This is a genomic window from Nannocystis pusilla, from assembly GCF_020073745.1.
Classification (GTDB): domain Bacteria; phylum Myxococcota_A; class Polyangia; order Nannocystales; family Nannocystaceae; genus Nannocystis; species Nannocystis radixulma.
The window spans coordinates 1-21873 of record NZ_JAIRAU010000044.1 but is presented as its reverse complement, the minus strand read 5'-3'; the positions used below and the strand labels follow the sequence as shown (position 1 = coordinate 21873).

16 protein-coding genes and 1 pseudogene are annotated in these 21873 nt (G+C 69.2%); 15 read left to right on the top strand and 2 right to left on the bottom strand.

The window, feature by feature from the left end:
* Window positions 1-486 precede the first annotated feature (486 nt).
* From K7C98_RS31470 to K7C98_RS31455, 4 genes are all read left to right on the top strand, one after another.
* A complete protein-coding gene (locus K7C98_RS31470; RefSeq protein WP_224195513.1) occupies window positions 487-1551 on the top strand; it encodes a vWA domain-containing protein in 1065 nt (354 codons plus the stop codon).
* A gap of 238 nt (window positions 1552-1789) precedes the next feature.
* Window positions 1790-2533: a hypothetical protein gene (locus K7C98_RS31465; RefSeq protein WP_224195512.1), complete on the top strand. Its 744-nt coding sequence runs from the start codon at window positions 1790-1792 to the stop codon at window positions 2531-2533.
* A 4-nt stretch (window positions 2534-2537) separates the two neighbouring features.
* Window positions 2538-3332 (top strand): hypothetical protein, encoded by a 795-nt coding sequence (locus K7C98_RS31460; RefSeq protein WP_224195511.1) that lies wholly within the window; start codon window positions 2538-2540, stop codon window positions 3330-3332.
* A gap of 92 nt (window positions 3333-3424) precedes the next feature.
* The gene (locus tag K7C98_RS31455) at window positions 3425-5695 is read left to right on the top strand and encodes a KGGVGR-motif variant AAA ATPase (RefSeq protein ID WP_431312845.1); all 2271 of its coding nucleotides are present in this window, start codon (window positions 3425-3427) and stop codon (window positions 5693-5695) included.
* Between the two features lie 293 nt (window positions 5696-5988).
* Here the strand turns inward: K7C98_RS31455 and K7C98_RS31450 are convergent, their stop codons facing one another.
* Window positions 5989-6162 (bottom strand): hypothetical protein, encoded by a 174-nt coding sequence (locus K7C98_RS31450; protein ID WP_224195510.1) that lies wholly within the window; start codon window positions 6160-6162, stop codon window positions 5989-5991.
* A gap of 224 nt (window positions 6163-6386) precedes the next feature.
* Here K7C98_RS31450 and K7C98_RS31445 point away from each other — a divergent pair, with 224 nt between their 5' ends.
* The 7 genes from K7C98_RS31445 to K7C98_RS31415 all read left to right on the top strand — a co-directional run bounded on the left by K7C98_RS31445 (window position 6387) and on the right by K7C98_RS31415 (window position 17561).
* Window positions 6387-7997, top strand: a complete 1611-nt coding sequence (locus tag K7C98_RS31445; protein ID WP_224195509.1) for a phytoene desaturase family protein — start codon at window positions 6387-6389, stop codon at window positions 7995-7997.
* Window positions 7998-8015: 18 nt separating this feature from the next.
* Window positions 8016-8891: a M15 family metallopeptidase gene (locus tag K7C98_RS31440; RefSeq protein WP_224195508.1), complete on the top strand. Its 876-nt coding sequence runs from the start codon at window positions 8016-8018 to the stop codon at window positions 8889-8891.
* A 179-nt stretch (window positions 8892-9070) separates the two neighbouring features.
* On the top strand, window positions 9071-9499 hold the full coding sequence (locus K7C98_RS31435; protein WP_224195507.1) for a hypothetical protein: 429 nt from the start codon (window positions 9071-9073) through the stop codon (window positions 9497-9499).
* Window positions 9500-10002: 503 nt separating this feature from the next.
* A complete protein-coding gene (locus K7C98_RS31430; protein WP_224195506.1) occupies window positions 10003-11865 on the top strand; it encodes an N-6 DNA methylase in 1863 nt (620 codons plus the stop codon).
* A complete protein-coding gene (locus K7C98_RS31425) occupies window positions 11862-13382 on the top strand; it encodes a type I restriction-modification system subunit M (protein WP_224195505.1) in 1521 nt (506 codons plus the stop codon). Before K7C98_RS31430 ends, K7C98_RS31425 begins: the two co-directional genes overlap by 4 nt.
* Before the next feature lie 22 nt (window positions 13383-13404).
* On the top strand, window positions 13405-14598 hold the full coding sequence (locus tag K7C98_RS45130; RefSeq protein WP_224195504.1) for a restriction endonuclease subunit S: 1194 nt from the start codon (window positions 13405-13407) through the stop codon (window positions 14596-14598).
* Window positions 14595-17561 (top strand): type I restriction endonuclease subunit R, encoded by a 2967-nt coding sequence (locus K7C98_RS31415; protein WP_224195503.1) that lies wholly within the window; start codon window positions 14595-14597, stop codon window positions 17559-17561. The genes K7C98_RS45130 and K7C98_RS31415 overlap by 4 nt, the downstream gene beginning before the upstream one ends.
* A gap of 190 nt (window positions 17562-17751) precedes the next feature.
* On the opposite strand, the gene K7C98_RS31410 is transcribed toward K7C98_RS31415, so the two are convergent.
* A complete protein-coding gene (locus K7C98_RS31410) occupies window positions 17752-18549 on the bottom strand; it encodes a hypothetical protein (protein ID WP_224195502.1) in 798 nt (265 codons plus the stop codon).
* Between the two features lie 110 nt (window positions 18550-18659).
* On the opposite strand from K7C98_RS31410, the gene K7C98_RS31405 reads away from it, so the two are divergent.
* From K7C98_RS31405 to K7C98_RS31390, 4 genes and pseudogenes are all read left to right on the top strand, one after another.
* Window positions 18660-19514 carry a 3'-5' exonuclease gene (locus tag K7C98_RS31405; protein WP_224195501.1) on the top strand — a complete coding sequence of 285 codons (855 nt, stop codon included), beginning with the start codon at window positions 18660-18662 and terminating at the stop codon, window positions 19512-19514.
* Window positions 19515-19957: 443 nt separating this feature from the next.
* Window positions 19958-20512 carry a hypothetical protein gene (locus tag K7C98_RS31400; RefSeq protein ID WP_224195500.1) on the top strand — a complete coding sequence of 185 codons (555 nt, stop codon included), beginning with the start codon at window positions 19958-19960 and terminating at the stop codon, window positions 20510-20512.
* Between the two features lie 159 nt (window positions 20513-20671).
* Complete coding sequence (locus tag K7C98_RS31395) at window positions 20672-21148, top strand: hypothetical protein (RefSeq protein ID WP_224195499.1); 477 nt, start codon at window positions 20672-20674, stop codon at window positions 21146-21148.
* Window positions 21145-21873: pseudogene (locus K7C98_RS31390) on the top strand (collagen-like protein); the annotation flags it as partial. The gene K7C98_RS31395 and the pseudogene K7C98_RS31390, both read left to right, overlap by 4 nt.

Here is a 21873-nt window from a genome sequence, read left to right as displayed (position 1 = left end):
GTTGCGGCGAAGACATGTCCTCCGGGACATCCCTTCGCCCGGTGTCTTTCGCCGCGAGACCCTGCGAGGGGCCTGCGATCGACGTTTGTCGCCATGGTGCCGCACGGCCGTCGGCCGCACGAGACAGGGCATTCTCCGACCTTCCGCGGGCACCATCGAACACGCACGAGGAACCGTCGATTCCTCGCGCGCGAGCAGCATCGAGCGCGCCGGCGGGCGCGAGCGCGGGCATGTGCCAGCAAATGCCTCTCGCGCCGGCGTCCTCGCATTCACACGCAGCGCCGTTCATCGCGGCACCGTGTCCTACCGAACCGCGTGCCATACGCGGCACTGTCCGCATCGATCTCGAACACGGGTTTGCAGGCCCCCGCCTGCGGTCCAGAGGCGGCGCGTACAATCAGGCTAGCGCGCGGCCGCGATCTCATTACTCTTGCACGGATGCATCAGCGACGCATGAATTCAGTCGGGGCAATTTGGGCAGCGTGTGTGGTCATCGCGGGTTGCGGCGGCGTCGGCGAGACCGCGGGGACCGACACCGGCACCGGCACCGGCACCACCGGCCCGGGGATCCCCGGCATCACCAGCGTCACCTCGAGCGACAGCGAGCCGACCCTCGGCTCGAGCACCGACGTCGTGCGCTACGACGTCGGGGGCGGCAGCGACACGGGAACCTGCGCCGACGCCGACGTCAAGTTCGAGCCGCAGATCCCCACCGTCCTGCTGCTCATCGATCAATCGGGCAGCATGACCTCCAACTTCGGCGGCACCGACCGCTGGGACGCCGTGTACAACGCCCTGCTCGACCCGGACGACGGCCTCGTGCCCCAGCTCGAGGGCCAGGTCCGCTTCGGCATGGCGCTCTACACCAGCTTCGAGGGCGACGAGGGCGGCCAGTGTCCCGTCATCACCGAGACCCCGCCCGCGCTCGACAACTACGGGGCGATCGCCGCCACCTGGGAGGCCAGCCAGCCGGAGGACGAGACCCCGACCGGCGAGTCGATCGCCGCCGTCACGCCCACGCTCGTCATGGACCCGAGCGAGGGCACCAAGGTCATCGTCCTCGCGACCGACGGCGAGCCCGACACCTGCGCCCAGCCCAACCCGCAGAACGGCCAGGAGGAGTCGGTCGAGGCCGCCGCCGCCGCGTTCGAGCAGGGCGTGCGCACCTACGTCATCAGCGTCGGCAACGAGGTCAGCGACCAGCACCTCCAGGACGTCGCCAACGCCGGCGCCGGCGTCGGCCCCGGCGACCCCGACGCCCCCTTCTACAAGGCCGACGACGCCCAGGCCCTCGCCGACGCCTTCGCCGACATCGTCGACGGCGTCCGCGACTGCAAGCTCACCCTCGACGGCGCCGTCGCCGAGGGCGGCGAGGACGAGTGCGCCGTCTTCGTCAACGGCGAGGTCATCCCGCTCGACGGCGACAACGGCTGGCAGCTCAACAACCCCAGCGAGGTCGAGCTCGTCGGCGACGCCTGCGACGCCATCCAGAACGGCGAGGTCCAGGTCTCGATCAAGTGCGCCTGCGGCGTCGTCACCCCGGTCGGCTGAAGCCGCAGCGCTCCGGCCTGGCCAGATACGGCATCTCCGCATCACTCTGTTCAGGCCGTTTGCGAACCTCGCCATCCAGCCGCGCATCTCGCCGCGAGTTCTGCCGCGCACCCAGCGCACGTCGCACCACCCCGCTTTGCCGGACCTCCCCCGCCAGGCGGTTCGATCGGGTAGGCTCGTGTGCCGCCTCGAGCTGCGAAGTCCCGCCATGGCAGTCTTCGACGACGCCCTCGCAACCTTGCCTCCGCCGCTGCGCGCCCTGGTCGAGGCGCAGCTGGTCGCCTGGGGCACGCACCCCGAATGGCAACAGGTCGGCGCCAATCTGCGGGCCGAGTGCGCGCTCGTTCACGAGCTTTTTACATCCCTTCTCCACGACTTCGCCGCGGCGCTCCAGACCGACCCCCCGCCGGTACCCGAGAAAGCGTGGAAAACGACCTGCAAGTCGCACGAGCTGCGCGGCTCAGCGATGCCGGCCGGAGCGCGTCCGGCGGTGCTCGGGCGGGCCTGGCGTGTCGGCGCGTTCGCGGCCGCGATCTCGGAGACCCCGGGAGATCTGCCGGAAGGCGCAGCCGAGCGAGCGCTTCGCTCGTACGCGCGACGACCTCCCGCTCGTTTGTCGGCGCAGATACGTGCCACCGCGCTCGGGGGCGCCGTCATGTGGGCGACGTTTCACCCCGACGACACCGCGCAGGACCCATTCACCTGCCTCCCCGAGAGCGCAGAAGGCATCGCCTGCGCGCTCGGCCTCGGATACCACCGTGGCGGCGAACTCGTCGTCTTCATCTACAGCACCCATTTGCCCCTGCATCGCCCGACGATCGCCGACGCCAGCAGTTACTCCTATTATCGACCCCATCACGACCCCGCCGCGCACCACGGCTATACCAGGCCGCTGAAGCCCGGCGTTCGTCCCATGCCCGAGGTCGTCCACGCCACCGTCACCGGCGCCGCGCTCGTCCTCCCCTATCGCATCATCGCGTGACCTCATGAGCCTCCTCCACCTCAATTCGATGTCTCTCGACCAGCTCCGCGCCTGGCTCAAGGACGCCCTGAACGAGCGGGTGCCCGTCCCCAGGCTCACCCCCGACGAGCGGCCCGACATCGCCATCCTCGCCTGCGAGGGCACCCTCGACAAGTTGACCCGGCGCGACCTCGAGACGGCGTGCTGCGACCTCGTCCACGAATTCACGCGCAGCGGCGAGGGGAGCCGCGCCTATGTCCGCGCCGTCCTCCACCTGGCCGTCGGCCTGCAACTCCGCGACAGACTCGCCGGCGCCCTCGCCGCGATGCCCTCGCACCTCCCGAACTGGCCCCATTTGGAGCGAGCCGTCCAGCAGACCGTACTCTTGACGCTCGTCGATCTGAAGGCCGTCCAGCCCGCCGAATTCTGGCTGTCGATGCTAGCACAGGACGGCGACGCCTTCGCCGGCGCTGCCCTCGCCGGCATGCTCGCCAACAGCTGGGAGGCCGGACTATCCATCCTGCCGCGCCTCCCGGAGCGCGAGTCGTTCGCCAGCGCCGCCGCCATCCTCATCGGTCAGGCGCTCGAAGACCTCCCCCCTGCGCACCGCACCGGTTGCCTGCGCGACCTCGAGGCCGTACTTCCCTCGTGCTCGCCCGCCCTGCGCGACGCCCTCCACGAGGTCGTGGAGGAGTACCGCGGAAATTCGCCCCCTCACACCCAGCCGCACGGAACCCGGGCCGCGCTTGCGGCCTGCCGCAAATACCCGGAGCTCGCGCCGTGCGTCGGCCCGTCGCGCAAGGCTCGCCTCGCCGCGTGAACACCATGTCTCTCGCGCCTCCGCCGTCTATCCTCGACCGCCCTTCGCCCTTCATCACCTTCTATTCATTCAAGGGAGGGGTCGGCCGGAGCATGGCCGTCATCAACGTCGCGGGCATCCTCGCGTCCCGTGGCTTCCGCGTCCTCGTCATCGACATGGACCTCGAGGCGCCGGGCCTCTCCTACCTGGCGCACGAGTCGGCCTCGACCCATTCGCCGGTGGCGTCCGACCAGCCCGGATTCGTCGATTTCCTCCTGGACGCCGTCGAGCGCGGTGAAGCGAGCGACCTGTTCCACCTGCCCGCCGACCAGGCCGTCCGCCGCTACACCGCCCCCTACGAGCTCCCGCCGGAATTCAAGCGAGACCCCGCCTCGCTGCACATCATGCCCGCCGGGCGCCTCGACCGGAGTTACGCCGAACGCCTCGAACGCCTCGACCTGCCCGGCCTGTATCGTGCGGGCAACGGCCTCGCCTTGATCGGCGCGTTCAAGCGAGTCGTCCAGGACTCGCGGCTGTTCGATTACGTCTTCATCGACAGCCGCACCGGCTTCTCCGACGAATCGGGCATCTGCACGCGCGACCTCGCCGACGCGCTCATGGTCGTCTCGGGCCTCAACAGACAGAACGTCGAGGGCACCGCCCACTTCCTGAAGGCGCTCCGCAGAGCGCAGGTCGACCCAAACCGCCCGATCGAGATCATCCTGAGCCCGGTCCCCAACGGCGAGGATGAATTGGTCGAAGAGCGCGAGAGCGCCGCCCAACGCGCCTTTCGTGAGGCCTGGGGCGCAGAGATCGCCACCGGCCTGCACATCCCCTACCACCCCCGGCTCGCGCTCACCGAGGAGCCCCACATCTTCCGTCGCCGCAAGGGTTATCTCTTCGAGGCGTATCACCAGATCGAGGCACACGTCCGCGAACACCTCGGCGCCACGCCCGAAGCGCTGAGCGACGCGGCCGTCACCGCCGCCAGGGACAGACATTATTCGGTCGCGGTCACGCGCCTCCGTCACGCGGCCCTTCTCGCGGACTCTCCGGAGTGGATCGACCGATTCCTCGTACAATTCGCCGCCACCAAGTCCATGCCCGAGATCGCCGCCGCCGAAGAACTCTATACATTCGTGCGCGAGCGAGCCAGCAGCCCAACCCGCGCCGCAGTCGCCAGCCGGATTGCCTGGCAGGCCTATGCGATGCCCGCGAACGACGCCGGGCCCTTGTTCGAGGCAGCGCTGGCGATCAGCCCGACGAGCAGTGATGTCCTGGGCGCCTACGCCAGTTTCCTCCACACCCAGCGCAAGGACCTCGACGCCGCCGAATCCTTCTACCGCCGCGCCCTCGACGCCGACCCCGACCACGCCACCAACCTCGGCAATTTCGCCCTCTTCCTCTGCGACGAGCGCCGAGACTTCGACGCCGCCGAATCCTTCTACCGCCGCGCCCTCGACGCCGACCCCAACCACGCCCATCACCTCGACAACTTCGCCTGGTTCCTGTGGCACGAGCGCCGAGACCCCGACGCCGCCGAATCCTTCTACCGCCGTGCCCTCGACGCTCACCCCAACCACGCCAACATCCTCAGCAATTTCGCCAGCTTCCTCCGGCACGAGCGCCGAGACCTCGACGCAGCCGAGTCCTTCTACCGCCGCGCCCTCGACGCCGCCCCCAACCACGCCGGCATTCTCGGCAACTTCGCCACTTTCCTCGGTGATGAGCGCCGAGACCCCGATGCCGCCGAATCCTTCTACCGCCGCGCCCTCGACGTCGACCCCAACCAAGCCAACAACCTCGGCAGCTTCGCTCTCTTCCTCCGCCTCGAGCGCCGAGACCTCAACGCCGCCGAATCCTTCTACCGCCGCGCCCTCGACGCCGCCCCCAACCACGCCAACAACCTCGGCGGCTTCGCCCTTTTCCTCTGCGACGAGCGCCGAGACCTCGACGCCGCCGAATCCTTCTACCGCCGCGCCCTCGACGCCGACCCCAACCACGCCAACAACCTCGCCAATTACGCCCGGCTCTGCCTCACTCGCGGCCGAGTGGACGAGGGAATCAACCTGATCGGGCGAGTCCTCGCCCTCCTCCCCCCTGAGCGCCCATCGGAGGCGGACGTCGAATGCTGGATGTACACCTACTGCTGCGGAGCGCCCGAGCAGCGGAGCAGCGCGCTGGCGCGACTGCGGCACCTCGTCAGCGAGCGGCGGATCACCACCGGCAATTGGGACTTCTCCGGGGTCATCCAGCAGGCGCAGCGCATGGGCCACCCTGAAGCCGCGCAGCTCCCCGCGCTCGCGGAGGTCCTGGCTGGCCGCGCCGCGCCCGGCTCTCTCGACGCATGGGAACCCTGGCGCGCGGCCTCGCCCCCGCAATGAACAGGCAAATCTGCGCCAGCGCGAGCGACCGCTCCTCGCCGTACCTCGCCAGCCATGACCATGCTCTTTGGAGCTTGTCTCAAAGAGCTTCACGCTCCGCTCGCCAGCGCATGTGCCTTGCATGGTCCGACTCGATGCTCGCGTGACAAGACCCTTGGGACAGGTCACCAAGGACAGCAACACACGCCCAGGCGAACAAAGCCTTGCCGCAACCTCTCCGGACCCGGTCCGATTTACAGCGCGAACGCATGAGCGAGCCTCTCGTGACGAGCTCGCCGGATCGCCCGTCCCGCTCAGCGCCCCGGCCATCGCCTCCCGCGCGGGTGTGCCGGCACCAGGTGCTCGAGCGTCACGCGCCGCTCGACCCCCACGCGCCGGATCTGCGTCTTGCGATCGATGCGGTCGCTGATCAGCCCGAACAGCCCGAAGGCCACGAACAACAGGAGCAAGAAGACGAGCGGTGACATCGCATTGTCCTCCGGCCTCGATCGTGGCCCGGTTTGCGGCCGCGCGCCGCCGGATCGGCGAAGATCCCCGAGATCTCTCGCGTCGCTCGCCCCTCGGCTGTCGGGCTCGCCGGCGTCGCCCTGGCCGCCGCGCGCCGCTTCGCGCTTTTGCCTCCACAGCGGCCTCGGCCGTCGTCTTCGCCGCTCTCCCATCGCGGCCCGGGCGCGCTGTATGCTGCGCACGCATGTCCGACCGCCCTGTGCGTCACCCCTGGTCGAGGAACCTCCCGTCCGGCTTCGCCGCGCCTGTCCTGTGGGACAGCGTCGTCATCGGCTCCGGCATGGGCGGCATGACCTGCGCCGCGCTGCTCGCCGCGCTCGGCCAGCGCGTCCTCGTGCTCGAGCAGCACTACGTCCCCGGCGGCTTCACTCACAGCTTCAAGCGCGGCAAGTACCACTGGGACGTCGGCGTCCACGCCGTCGGCGAGGTCACCGAGCGCAGCATGCCCGGGCGGCTGCTCGCCGGCCTCACCCGGGGCCGCCTGCAGTGGGCCTCGCTCGGCCCGGTGTACGACGCCTTCGCCTTCCCCGACGGCCTCGAGCTCGGCTTCCCCGACAACCCGCAGGCCTTCCGCGCCCTCTTGCACGACAATTTTCCGGACGAGCGCGCCGCCGTCGACGCCTACTTCGCCCGCGTCCGCGAGGTCTCGGCGGCCATGCGCTCGTACTACCTGGCCCGGCTCGCCCCGCCCTCTGCACATGTCTTTGCCGACATGTTCACACGGACAGCCCGCCGCGCCTTCGGCGAGACCACCCAGCACGCCCTCGACCGGCTCACCGGCGACAGTCGTCTCAAGACCGTGCTGGCCGCCCAGTGGGCCTACCACGGCGCCCCGCCGAGCAAGGCTTCGCTGGCGATCCAGGCGCTCGTCACCAAGCACTTCATGTGGGGCGGCTACTACCCCGTCGGCGGCTCGGCCGCGATCGCCCGCGAGCTGCTGCAGACCGTCGCCGACGCCGGCGGCTACACCCGGATCTCCGCCGACGTCGCCCAGATCGTGCTCGAGGACGGCGCGGCCGTCGGGGTGCGCATGCGCGACGGCGAGGAGATCCGCGCTCGCCGGGTGATCAGCGCCGCCGGGGTCGCGTCGACGTTGCAGCGCCTCCTCCCGCGCGAGGTCGCCGACACCCGCTGGGCCGCCAGCGTCCGCGCGCTGCCGCCGGCCCCGGCGCACGTGTGCCTGTACCTCGGCTTCAAGGGCGACATCCGCTCCGCCGGCGCCGGCCCGTTCAATCAGTGGTACTACAACACGTGGGACACCGAGGCTGACTTTTGGGACATCTCCGACCCGGCCCGGCTGTCCGAGGCCCCGGTGCTGTACTGCAGCTTCCCCTCGCTCAAGGACCCCGCCTACGACCCCGGCCCCGAGCAGCGGCACACCGGCGAGGTCGTCACCTTCGTCCCGTGGGACCGCTTCTCCGGCTGGCTCGGCAGCCGCTGGAAGCGCCGCGGCGACGACTACGACTCCTTCAAGAGGAGCCTGCAGGACAGCTTGCTCGCGCAATTTCTCAGCAAGATGCCGGGCCTGCGCCCGCTCGTCGACCACGTCGAGCTCTCGACCCCGCTCTCGACCGAGACCTTCGTGCGCCCGACCCGGGGCTCGATCTACGGCATCCTCCCCACCCCCGAGCGGTTCAGCAACCCTTACCTGCGCCCCCGCAGCAAGATCGCCGGCCTGTTCTTCGCCGGCAGCGAGGTCGCCACCGTCGGGGTCATCGGCGCCATGATGGGCGGAGCCCTCGCCGCCGCCGCCGTCGACCCGGTCGGCGCCACCCGCCTGCTGCGCGGCCTGTGAGCGCGAGAATGTCGGTACATGTCTGAACGGACATGTCCATTGCGCCTCCCTCGCCGCTGCCTCCCGGCGCTGCTGGCCGTCGCCTGCGGCGCGCCGCCGCCCGAGCCCATCCGCCGACCTGACCCGCCGGACGACCTCGCCGCCGCCGCGCTCCATGCATTACCTGACCTTCGAGACACGTCACATGTCCCCGAGGTCATCTCTTCCGAATCTGCCGCGACCCCTTCGCCCCCTGCCCCGTCGGATCCACTCCCCGCCCCCGCGGGCACGGCCTCCACCGCGCTCCCCGCCTCACCTGTCCCCGCGGACACCCCGAAGCTCCGCCCCCCGCCGCCCGGGTTCGTCGACCTGCGCGCCGCCCTGCCCGGCGCCTGCTTCGCCGTCCGCTACGCCACCGCCGACAACTTCACCGGCGCCCCCCTGCCCGGCTACGACCTCCCGGGAGCGTGGTTGCGCGAGCGCCCGGCCGCCGCCCTGGCCCGCGCGCAGGCGACCCTCGCCCCCGAGGGCCTCACGTTCCTCGTCTACGACGCCTACCGCCCCGCGAGCGCCAGCCTCGCCATGGTCGAGTGGGCCGAGCGCAGCGGTCGGCGCCGGCTCGTCGACGACGGCTACATCGCCCGCCGCTCCGGCCACAACCGCGGCGACACCGTCGACCTCACCCTCGCGCGCGCCGGCAGCTGCGAGCCGCTCGACATGGGCAGCCCCTGGGACCACCTCGGCCCCGAGAGCAACTTCTCTAATAAACATGCCAGCGGCCCCGCAATGAACAATCGCCGCCGCCTCCGCCGCGCCCTGCAATCGGTCGGGTTCACCCCGTACGACAAGGAATGGTGGCACTTCAGCTTCCACGACCAGGGCGCCGTCCCCCTCGACGTCCCGTACGCCCCGTGAGCCGTTCACTCCAGCAGTTCTCGCGCAGCGAGGCCCCGGCCGATCTCCGCCGGGTCGCCCCGCCCCGCCCGTCGCAGCGCCCACATTCGTCCCGCGCCGCCCGGCGAACCTCGTTCTCCTGCGATCGGTGGTTTGACAGCCCCCGGGGCGCGCTGCCAGCATCCCGGGCGGAGGTTCGAATGCGCCCACTGCTGTCTCTCTCCGTCCCAGCCCTCGCCCTCGCCGGCCTCGCCCTCACCTCGACCGAGGCCCACGCCGGCAAGGGTCTCCTCCTTATCACCCACGGCGAGAGCGTCCTGCATTATGACGACCTCACCGGCGAGATGAAGAATTTCGCCGCCGAGACCACCGGCTACGAGGTCAAGGTCGGCTATCTCTACAGTCATTTCGGCGTGTTCTGGCTCGACCTGTGGACCTGGGACGGCAAGTATTGTCTGTACCACGGCGACAACGTGTGGGAGCTGACCCCCGAGGACGCCGCCGGCCTGCTCGGCGTGAAGGTCGACGACCTCGGCAAGCCGCTCCTCTACCGGATCCCGCTCGGCATCCTGATCTTGCTCGGCCTCGGCGTCGGCTTCGGCCTGTGGCGCCGCTTCTCCCGCGCTTGAGTCACCCCGCGCGCCGGCGAGGCCCAGGCTCGCCACGAGCACGCCCTGCTCGACCCCCGCGAAGCCGCGATGCCGGTGTTCGAGGTCCGCGACACCGGCGTCGACAGGGAGTCCCGGCATCTTGCAGAGGGGATAGTGGCCGTGGCCAAGCCTGCCGGAGTCGATGGGACCGAACCCGCGGGCCCGGTGGGTGCGCCTGGAGCGCTCCGGCGACCGAGGAGAGCCCACTCCACACCTGCTCCGACAACACCGAACGGGTGCCGGCCGCAGGTCGAGTGAAGAGGACTTGCTCTCGACGCTGCCGGCGCCGAAGATCCTGCTGAGTACCTCGAACCCGAATCCAAACTTCCGGGAACGTGCAATCCTCGAGGGGCTAAACAAGGGGCGCTGGTAGCGAAGTGACGCGCGATGGCGTCGCCCGTTGTTGCACCACAGCTTGCGCCGCAGGCGCACGTCCTCGCCAGCCCCCACCGGAGCGCCGTTCTGGCATAATCCCGGCCCCGATGAGCCCCCCCTCGAAGCGAGCCATCCTGCAAGCGCTCACCGTCAAGCGCCTGGGTGGACTGTGCGACGTCCTCGAGCTCGACCGCGCAGGCGTCGTGCGCAAGGACGACCTCGTCGACCTCCTCCATCGCTCCCGCACTGCCTCGCCGGAGGTCATCCTCGAAAAGCTCAGCCGTGACGAGCTCAAGGCCGTCTGTCGCGCGGGCGGCCTCGACCACGGCGGCACGGCCAGGCAGCCGCTCGTTGATCGGATCCTCGGACGCGCCCCCGTCCAGGTGCCACTACTCGGCGAGCCGCCGCGCGACCTCCCGTCTCCGTCAGCGTCACCGCGCAACTCCACGGGCGCCAACCCCCCGCCGGCCGCGCCTCCGGCGCAACCTCTCCTCGAGCTCGGCGCATTGGAGTCTCACCTCTGGGAGGCCGCCAACATCCTGCGCGGCAGCCCTGTCGATCGCACCGACTGGAAATCGTACATCCTGCCGCTCCTGTTCTTCAAGCGGATCTGCGACGTCTGGGACGAGGAGCACGCCGCCATGCTCGCCGAGTACGGCGAGGACTTCGCCGACGAGCACCGCTTTCAGGTGCCCGGGGGCTGTCACTGGCGCGACGTGCGAAAGGCGCCGAAGAACATCGGCGCTGCGCTGGCGAACGCCATGCGCGGCGTCGAGGCCGCCAACCAGAAGCACCTCTACGGTGTTTTCGGCGATGCGCAGTGGACGAACAAAGATCGTCTGCCCGACGAGCTGCTCAAGACCCTCATCGAGCACTTCTCGGCGCTCCCGCTCGGCAACAACAACGTCGCCTCCGACGTGCTCGGCGACGCCTACGAGTACCTGATCAAGAAGTTCGCCGACTCCACCAACAAAAAGGCCGGCGAGTTCTACACCCCGCGCAGCGTCGTCCGCCTGATGGTCGACATCCTCGACCCGCGCGAGGGCGAGACTGTCTACGACCCCGCCTGCGGCACCGGCGGCATGCTGCTCGCCGCCGTCGCCCACGTCCAGGAGGCCGGCGGCGATCCGCGCACCTTCTTCGGCAAGCTCCACGGCCAGGAGAAGAACCTCACCACCGCGGCCGTCGCCCGCATGAACCTGTTCCTGCACGGCATCGAGGACTTCGCCGTCGAGCGCGGTGACACCCTGCGGAGCCCCGTGTTCACCGACCCCGGCACCGGCGGCCTCGCCACCTTCGACGTCGTGCTCGCCAACCCGCCGTTCTCGCTCGAGCAGTGGGGCCGCGAGCAGTGGGAGATGGACCGGTGGGGTCGCAACTTCGCGGGCGTGCCGTCCGACAGCAACGGCGACATGGCGTGGGTGCAGCACATGGTCAAGTCGATGGCTGCCCGCACCGGGCGCATGGCCGTCGTGCTGCCCCAGGGCGCCCTGTTCCGCGGCGGTGTGGAGGCGCAGATCCGGCAACACCTCCTCCAAGACGACCGCATCGAGGCGGTCATCGGCCTCGCCCCCAACCTGTTCTATGGGACAGGGCTCGCCGCCTGCATCCTCGTCCTGCACCAGGCCAAGCCGGCCAGGCGCAAGGGCAAGGTGCTCATCGTCGACGCCTCGACCCTGTTCCGCAAGGGGCGCGCGCAGAATTTCCTCGAGCCGGAGCACGGCCGGCAGATCCTCGAGTGGTTCCAGCGCTTCGAGGACGTCGAGGACCGCGCCCGCGCCGTCAGCCTCGCCGAGATCGAGAAGGAGGGCTGGACCCTCAACATCTCCCGCTACGTCCTGCCGCCGATCGGGGCCGACATCCCGCCGCTGCCGGAGGCGGTCGCCGCCTTCAAGGCGGCGCTGGCGAAGTGCCGCGAGGCCGAGGACAACCTGCGCCGCGTGATGCACGAGGGGGGCTGGCTGCAATGAGCGCGACCCTCACCCAGCAGGCGCTCGAGTCCTATCTCTGGGGCGCGGCGGTCATCCTGCGCGGCCTGGTCGACGCCGGCGACTACAAGCAATTCGTGTTCCCGCTGCTCTTCTACAAGCGGCTGTCCGACGTGTGGGACGAGGACTACGCGGCGGCGCTCGACGAATCGAGCGACCCGGCCTACGCGCTCGCCACCGCGAACGACCGCTTCGTCATCCCCAAGGGCGCCCACTGGAACGAGGTGCGCGAGGCGTCCAAGGATGTCGGCCGCAAGCTGCAGGCCGCCCTCCGCAGCATCGAGGCCGCCAATCCGGGCCGCCTCGACGGCATCTTCGGCGACGCGCCCTGGACCAACAAGGAGCGGCTGCCCGACGCCACGCTCAAGAACCTGCTCGAGCACTTCTCCCAGCACACGCTCTCGCTGGCGAACGTGCCCGAGGACGAGCTCGGCAACGGCTACGAGTTTCTCATCAAGAAGTTCGCCGACGACAGCGGACACACGGCGCAGGAGTTCTATACCAATCGCACTGTCGTCCACCTGATGGCGCAGATGCTCGACCCCAGGCCCGGCGAGCGGATCTACGACCCGACGTGCGGCACCGGCGGCATGCTGATCTCCGCGCTGGCCGAGGTGAAGCGCAAGGGCGGCGAGCACCGCACGCTGAAGCTGTTCGGCCAGGAGCGGAACCACATGACCGCCTCCATCGCCCGCATGAACCTGGTGCTGCACGGGGTGGAGGACTCGGAGATCGCACGGGGCGACACGCTCAAGGCGCCCGCCTTCACCGAGGACGACCGGCTGAGGACGTTCGACGTGGTCCTCGCCAACCCGCCCTACTCGATCAAGCAGTGGAACCGCGAGGCCTGGACCACCGACCCGTGGGACCGCAACTTCCTCGGCACGCCCCCGCAGGGCCGCGCCGACTACGCCTTCTTCCAGCACATTTTAAAGAGTCTGGACCCGAAGACGGGCCGCTGCGCGATCCTCTTCCCGCACGGGGTCCTCTTCCGCAAGGAGGAGGCCGAGCTCCGCCGCAAGCTCATCGAGGCCGATCTCGTCGAGTGCGTGCTCGGCCTCGGACCCAATCTCTTCTACAACTCGCCGATGGAAGCCTGCGTCGTCATCTGCCGCTCGCACAAGCCGCCCGCGCGACGCGGGAAGGTGCTGCTCATCGACGCGGTCCACGAGGTCGCCCGCGAGCGCGCCCAGAGCTTCCTGAAGCCCGAACACCAGGCGCGGATCGAGGGCGCCTACGCTGCATTCACCGACAAGCCCGGCTTCGCCAAGGTGGCGTCGCTCGCGGAGATCGGCGCGCAGGGATGGAGCCTGTCGATCTCGCTCTATGTCAAGAGGACCACGACGAACGCGGCCACGACCCCCAGCGCCCAGACCGTCGCCGAAGCCTGGGCCGCCTGGGAGCTCTCGGGCCGCGCCTTCTCGATCGAGATGGACGCCGTCATGGACATGCTCGACGAACTGGCCGGACCCGCGTCGACGGAGGCGAACAATGATTGAGCCAAGACCAGACTGGCGCCGGGTGAAGTTCGGTGAGGTCGTGCGTCAGATCAAGGACAAGGTGGACCCAAACATTTCTGGCCTGGAGAGGTTTGTCGCAGGCGAGCACATGGACAGCGATGACCTCCGGATCCGCCGCTGGGGCGACATCGGCGACGGCTACCTGGGCCCGGCGTTCCACATGCGCTTTCGTCCAGGGCAGGTGCTCTACGGATCCCGCCGCACCTACCTGCGAAAGGTCGCCGTGGCCGACTTCGAAGGCATCTGCGCGAACACGACTTTTGTCTTGGACTCTGCGGACCCAGCCGTACTGCGACCTGAAATCTTGCCCTTCATCATGCAAACCGAGGCGTTCCACGAGCACTCCAGGCGAGAGTCCAAGGGATCGGTCAACCCGTACGTAAATTTCTCCGACCTCGCCTGGTACCAGTTCTCGCTGCCGTCGCTACAAGAGCAACTTCGCTATTGCGCGGCCCTATCTGCCGCGGAACTGGCATACCAGTCGGCTCGTGACTTGGCCACCGCAGCGTCCTGCACGGCGGATGCTTTTGCGGCTGCAGCCTTCCGAGGTGAAGGAATGCGAGAAATGATCCCGCATCCTCGACTCGGTCTCGTTTCAGCCGACTGGCCTGTAATGACGATCGGCAGTCTGACGGATTCTGACCAGTACGGCCTGTCTACTGCCCCCCAAGAAGATGGCCAATACCCTATTCTGCGCATGATGAACGTCGTGGACGGCTTCGTGGTGGAGAACGACCTCCGCTACGTCGACCTTCCGGAGGAGGTCTTCTCGACCTACCGGCTCGAGAGCGGCGACGTGTTGTTCAATCGAACGAACAGCATCGATCTCGTCGGAAGAACGGGCGTCTACACCCTCGAAGGCGAGCATGTCTTCGCGTCGTACCTCGTACGACTCAAGGTGAAGCGCGACATTTTGAGCCCAGAGTACCTGACCGCGTATCTAAACGCCCCGCTGGGCCGGCAACAGGTCCTCTCGTTCGCAACAAAGGCCGTGAGCCAGGCGAATGTCAGCGCTTCCAATCTGGCCAGGGTTCTCATGCCACTGCCCCCCAGGCACATCCAGGACCGCATCGTCGCCGATCTCGCGCACATGAAGCTGGCTCAGGATCAGGCCATGGAACGGGCACAACGCGCAGTGGCCGTAAAGCGTGCGATGTTACAATCCCTGGCCGTTCCACTGGAGGCACCTCAATGAGTGATTTCAACGAGGCCAACACCGTCGAGTCCCTCGTCCGCGACCTCTTGGCCGGCGGTGTCACCCACCACACCGCCGCCGGCCCTGGCCTCGCGCGGCGCAATGGCAAGCTCGCCGGCCTCGGCTGGCACTACCTCTCGGCTGCCAACGTCCCGCGCCAGCCGCACGAGGTCTTCGTCGAGGCGTGGGTCCGCGACGCGCTTATCCGCCTCAACCCTGAGATCGCCGCCGTCCCCGACCGGGCCGACGAGGTCCTTTATAAACTCCGCGCGATAGTCCTCGCCGTCCGCTCCGACGGCCTTATCAGAGCCAACGAGGAGTCGACGGCCTGGCTCCGCGGCGAACGGTCGATGCCGTTCGGGCCGAATCACGAGCACACCACGGTCCGGCTGCTCGACTTCGACGACCTGGAGAACAACCATTACGTCGTCACCAACCAGTTCACCTTCCGAGCCGGTCGCGCCGAAAAGCGGGCCGACCTCGTGCTGCTCGTCAACGGCCTGCCGCTGGTCGTCATCGAGGCCAAGACACCGGTCCGAAAGGCGGTGAGCTGGTTCGACGGTGCGGTTCAGATCCACGACGACTACGAGGTCAACGTCCCCGAGCTGTTCGTCGCCAACGTCTTCAGCGTCGCCACCGAGGGCAAGGAGCTGATGTACGGCTCAATCCGCGCCCCGATCAAGGTCTGGGGCCCGTGGCGCGGCGACGACGAGGCCGCACCTGGCGACCTCGTGGGCGTCAAGGCGGCCGTCGAGGGCCTCCTGCGTCCGGCGGTCGTCCTCGACATCCTCGCCCACTTCACGCTGTTCGCCACCGACAACAAGAAGCGCCGGATCAAGGTCGTCAGCCGCTACCAGCAGTACGACGCCGTCAACCTCATCGTCCAGCGGGTGCTGGCCGGCAAGCCGCGCAAGGGCTTGATCTGGCACTTCCAGGGCTCGGGCAAGTCGTTGCTGATGGTGTTCGCCGCACAAAAACTCCGGCTCGAGCCCGCGCTGCACAACCCGACCGTGCTCATCGTCGTCGACCGCATCGACCTCGACGCGCAGATCAGCTCGACCTTCCACGCCTCCGACGTGCCCAACCTCGTCAAGGCCGAGACCCGCGCCGAGCTGATGCGCCTGCTCAAGCAGGACACCCGCAAGATCATCATCACCACCATCTTCAGGTTCGGCGAGGCCGAGGGCGTGCTCAACGACCGCGGCAACATCATCGTCCTCGTCGACGAGGCCCACCGCACCCAGGAGGGCGACCTCGGCATCAAGATGCGCGCCGCGCTGCCGAACGCCTTCCTGTTCGGGCTCACCGGCACGCCGATCAACCGCCGCGACCGCAACACCTTCTACACCTTCGGCGCGGCCGAGGACCCCCGCGGCTACATGAGCCGCTACGGCTTCGAGGAATCGATCCGCGACGGAGCCACGCTCAAGCTCCACTTCGAGCCGCGCCTCGTCGACCTCCACATCGACAAGGCGGCCATCGACCAGGCCTACGCCGAGCTCACGGGCAGCCTCTCCGATCTCGACCGCGACAACCTCGCCAAGGCCGCCGCCAGGATGGCCGTGCTCGTCAAGGTGCCCGAGCGCGTGCAGAAGATCTGTGCCGACATCGCCCGCCACTACCAGGATGTCGTCGCCCCCAACGGCTTCAAGGGCATGGTCGTCACCTTCGACCAGGAGTGCTGCCTGCTCTACAAGGCCGAGCTCGACAAGCTCCTGCCGCCCGAGGCCACCGAGGTTGTCATCTCCGCCACCGGCAGCGACCCCCGCTTCAAGCGCTACGACCGCTCGCGGGACGAGGAAGAGAAGCTCCTCGACCGCTTCCGCGACGCGGGCGACCCGCTCAAGCTGCTCGTCGTCACCGCCAAGCTGCTCACGGGCTTCGACGCGCCGATCCTCCAGGCGATGTACCTCGACAAGCCGCTGCGCAACCACACCCTCGTGCAGGCGATCTGCCGCACGAACCGCACGTACGGCGACAAGAAGACCCACGGCATCATCGTCGACTACCTCGGCGTGTTCGACGACGTCGCCAAAGCGCTCGAGTTCGACGAGAACGGCTTCCGCAGCGTGGTCAGCAACATCGCCGGCCTCAAGGACCAGATCGCCGAGGCGGTCCAGAAGTGCCTCGTCTTCTTCGCCGGCTGCGACCGCACGCAGACGGGCTACGAGGGCCTCATGGCCGCCCAGGAGTGCCTGCCGAACAACGACGTACGCGACGCCTTCGCCGCCACCTACTCGGTGCTCGCGCGGCTCTGGGAGGCCATCTCGCCCGACCCGATGCTGCTCGCGTTCGCCGCCGAGTACCGCTGGCTCACCCAGATCTACGTCTCGGTCCAGCCGACCAGCGGCACGGGCCGGCTGCTCTGGCACGCCCTCGGCGCCAAGACCATCGAGCTCATCCACGAGAACGTCCACGTCGAGAACATCCACGATGACCTCGAGACGCTCGTCCTCGACGCGGGGTTGGTCGAGGCGGTGCTGTCCGGCGATCCGAAGAGGAAGAGCAAGGAGCTGGAGATGAAGATCGTCGCCAGACTCCGCAAGCACATGAGGAACCCGCGCTACAAGAAGCTCTCCGAGCGGCTGGAAGACCTCAAGGAGCGCCATGAGCGCGGCCAGATCCAGAGCATCGCCTTCCTCAAGGAGTTGCTCAAGCTCGCCGAGGAGCTCGTCGCCACCGAGAAGGAGGCGCCGCCCGAAGAGGACGAGGACCGCGGCAAGGCGGCGCTCACCGAGCTGTTCCAGCAGGTGAAGAACGACAGGACGCCGGTCATCGTCGCCAACGTGGTCAAGGCCATCGACGAGATCGTGCGCCTGGTCCGCTTTCCGGGCTGGCAGCACACCAGCGCAGGAGAGCGCGAGGTGAAGAAGGCCCTGCGCAAGACCCTGCTCGGCTTTCAGCTCCACCAGGACCCGGAGCTGTTCGACCGCGCCTACGGCTACATCCGGCAGTACTATTGAACCGACTTGTCTTCTCGCTTCATATTGCGCGCGAGTTCGAGCAGCGACTCGAAGTAAAGCCAAGATCACCACATCACGGTCGGCGCTCAGAGCAGACGGCCTCGAGCGGCGCGCGAGCGGGGAGCGCACCCGGGTATGAGCATACCGCTCATCGCGGTGCCGGCGACGCCGGTGAGCGCCCAACCCACCGTCACTCGAGCGGCGAATCGCGCAGCCACGTGTCCTCGTTGGGCAGCTCGCCCTGCAGCACCAGCCGCAGCAGCGGGCTCTCCCTCTCCACCACCCCGCCATGAACGGCCTCGAACGGCATGAATTCGCCGGCCCGCTGGTCCGACACCTCGCCGCGGTAACGCGGCGCGCGGAGCCCCGGCAACCCCGCGCCGAACCACCGCTCGCGGTAGCGGACCCGCGTGAGCCCCTGGAAGTACAGCTCGTGGTCGAAGCTCGCCGCGGCGTGGACCTGTCCGTCGTGGACGTGCACCGTCGGGAAATACAGCCAGTCCGGGAAGCGCGACGGGAACACGAACGCCATCGGGTGCACCGTCTGCTTGCCCGCCCCGAGCTGAAACACCACGAAGCCCCAATCATCGTACGGCGGCAGCTGCGACCACACCTCGTCGGACAGGCGGAATTGCGGATCGAGGCGGCCGAACTCGGCGCGGGTCGGCACGAACGACGCCACGAACGACCCGACCTGGTGGACCGCGAGGCGCGGCGCGGAGAACACCGCTGCAGGCCCCGGCGCTCGCGAGAGAGGCTCGAAGCCCCGCTTCATCGCGTCGAACAGGTGGGGCAGCCGCGACAGGTCGCGGAACTCGAGCGCATCCTCCCCCGTCCCCGGCGCGATCGGGATCGGCAAGATCATCGCCGCCGGCTCGCGGGTGTCGAGGTACATCTGGTACACGAGGAGCTGCCGCTCCTCGAGCGCCCGGGCGAAGATCCGGGTCGACCGCACCTCGACCCGCTCCCGGCTGACGATCACGCACATGCTCGACCTTTAGCAGACTCGCCTCGCCGCCGGTACACGCCGACCACCAGGCTCGCGCCCGCGCCGCCTCGCCAGCCCGCGCGACCTGTGCCACCATCAAGCGCCACGCCATGCCCTCCTCGTTCGACCGCATCGTCGTCCTCGACTTCGAGGCGACCTGTCAGCCGGGCACGCCGCCGAGCCCGCAGGAGATCATCGAGTTCCCCTCGGTGATCGTCTCGCTGCGTGACCGCGCGGTCGAGGACACCTTCAGCACCTTCGTCCGCCCGCTGCACCACCCCACACTGAGCGCCTTCTGCACCGAGCTCACCACCATTCGCCAGCAGGACGTCGACGCCGCCCCGCCCTTCCTCGACGTCCTGGCCGCGCATCAGGCCTGGCTCGCGGGCCATGGTCTGCTCGACGCCGGCGGCCCGGAGCGGTTCGCGTTCGTCACCTGCGGCGACTGGGACCTCCAGACCATGCTCCCGGTCCAGTGCGCCGCCGCCGGCCTGCCGGTCACCGCCCTCCCGCGCGTCTATCGCCGGTGGATCAACATCAAGAAGGTCTTCCTCGACAGCATGAAGAAGGCCAAGACCACCGGCATGCCGGCGATGCTGCAGGCCCTCGACCTCGAGCTCGTCGGCACCCACCACCGCGGCATCGACGACTGTCACAACATCGCCCGGATCGCCCTCGCCCTGGCCGAGCGCGGGGCCAAGTTCGCGATCACCGGCAAGCTCGCCGCCTCCCACTACCCCGAGCTCCCGCTCGAGCTGCAGTGGGGCGACCGGGTCGAGCGCGCCTTCCTCAAGAAGCGCCACCTCGCCAGCCTGCTCGGCCTCGCCAGCGGCCTGTTCCACACCCGCATGGTCCGCGCATTCCTCGCCGACGGCCCCGAGATCACCGACGACGACCCACTCGCCGAGCTCGCCCCCGACGCCCGGATCCGCCTCGTCAGCGCCCGCGACCGTCCTGCGACATGACCCTTGCGGCATGTTTAATAGGACATATTCTCTCCGGCATGTCCCTTCGTACGTGACCGGCCACGCCCGCGTCGCCCCCGTCGGCGGATGCCGTCGTCCGGCGCCGTGGCTGCCGAAGCGACCGTGCCATCGCCGGGGGCTCGACGCATTCGCCGACCGCTCACGACCGACCCGCAATTCCGGCGGCGTGCGCTCGTCGGCGTCCTCCATTGCGCAGCCGCCCTGGGCCTGCACGTCCGTCGCTGCGACGAATCGGAGCACATGCTCGCACTCCGCTCCGTGCACTCCGCTGCGCACGTCGGCGAACGACGCCGTGGGGCCACAAACGTGAATGCTGCGACCGGCCGGCAGTCCGGGCGCGAATATTACGATTGCCACGCCGCGGACATTCGTATTGTATGGCGCGTCGTGGGGATGGATGCGCCCCACCCGGAGATCTGCCAATGACATCCAATTCTCCCGCGCTCGTCCGCCTCGTCCTGATCCCCACCGTGCTGTCGGTCGCCGCGCTGGGCGTCGGAATCTACGGGGCCCTGCGCCCGGCCAGCCGCCCGCTCGCGGCCGACACCGCCGGGCTGGCCGAGCTCCGGCAGGAGCTCGCCGAGCTGCGGCACAGCGTCGAGCTCACGCGCAGCCAGCTCGGCGCGCCGAGCCACGCCCCGGCGATCGCCGACGCCGAACGCCGCCTCGCGCGCCTCGAGGCCGGCATGCGGGCGGCGGCCCCGCGAGCACGCGCCCCCGGACAGCCCGGTGAGGCCGCGGACGAGGACGTCGCCGACGCGGCCGATGCCACATCATCCGTCCTTTCGGACGGCACCCCGCGATTCACCTCGCTTCGCACCCCCAGCAGCGCCGTGAAGGTCGAACAGCTGGCCGACGGCGCGCTCGTCGTCACCAACAGCGACCCGCGGCTCGCCGGCCAGAGCATGCTCATCAAGGGCCGCACCGCCGACGGCAGCGAGTCCGACGTCTCCGTCACCGTCCCGCCGCCCGTCTGAGCGGCCGCGCCGCGACGACGTCGGGCGGTCCTCGCCTGCGCATGGTCACCGGCCGGGGACCGGTCCCGGCCTCGCATTTCACCACGATCGTCGATACGACAAAGGAGGTATTGCAGCATGCAGTCAGGACCGACCCGCCGCTGGCGGTCGGGGCGATGGATGTTATTGGGGTGGCTCGGGCTCGCGGGGTTCGGATGCAGTGACGACAGCGTCACCGTCACCGACACCCTCGGGGGCACCAGCACCGGCACGACTGCGAGTACGGACACGAGCTCCGGCGACGTCCCGACCACCACGCAGCCACCGACCACCACCGAGGGGGGGATGACGCTCGGCACCGAGGGCACCTCCACCACCGCGTCCACGACCGACGATCTCACCGTCGGGACCACCGCCACGACCGACACCTCGACCACCGGCGACAGCACCAGCACCGGCGACACCGACGGCACCACGGGCGCCGAGGTCGTCGGCCGCACCGTCTCGCAGACCGTCAACGCCGGGCACCTCGTCCAGAGCCCGAACTTCCGGCTCGTGTTCACCATGGGCCAGCCGACCCAGAACCAGGGGACCACGTCTTCACCCAACTTCAAGCTCCGCGGTGGCCTCGTCGGAGCCAACGGGAGCCCGCCATGATCCGCTCGTCCATCGTCCGTCTCGCGCTCGCGGTCGGCCTCGGCGCCGCCGCCTTCACCGCCTCCTCCACCGCCTCGGCGCTCGTCCCCGGCACCATCACCCACCAGGGTCGCCTGTTCGACGCCGGCGGCGCCCCGATCAGCGGCAACTTCGACATCCAGTTCGCCCTCTACGACGCCCCCGACGCCCCCGACCCGATCTGGATCGAGTCGCACAACATCGACATCGACGAGGGCTACTTCTCGGCCGCCCTCGGCAGCGAGACCCCGTTCGACGCGACCATCTTCGACGGCTCCGTCCGCTGGGTCGGCATCACCGTCGGCGACGACCCCGAGATGACGCCCCGCGTCGAGACACTCTCGGTCCCCTACGCATTCGTCGCCAACAACGCCATCGGCAACATCACCCCCGTCTCCGTCGACATCCAGGGCTTCGGCCAGGTCATCAACGAGCAGGGCCAGTGGGTCGGCGACCCGTCGGGCCTCATCGGCCCCGCCGGCCCCGCCGGTGCTGCCGGTCCCCCCGGACCTGCCGGCCCCGCCGGCCCCGCAGGCCCCGAGGGCCCCGCGGGCCCCGCCGGTCCCGCGGGCGCCGATGGTGCGCCCGGCCCTGCCGGCCCCGCCGGTGCCGTCGGCCCACAAGGCCCGCAAGGCCCCGCCGGCGCGATCGGCCCGCAAGGCCCACAAGGCCCGCAAGGCCCTCAGGGCCCGGCCGGGGCCGTCGGT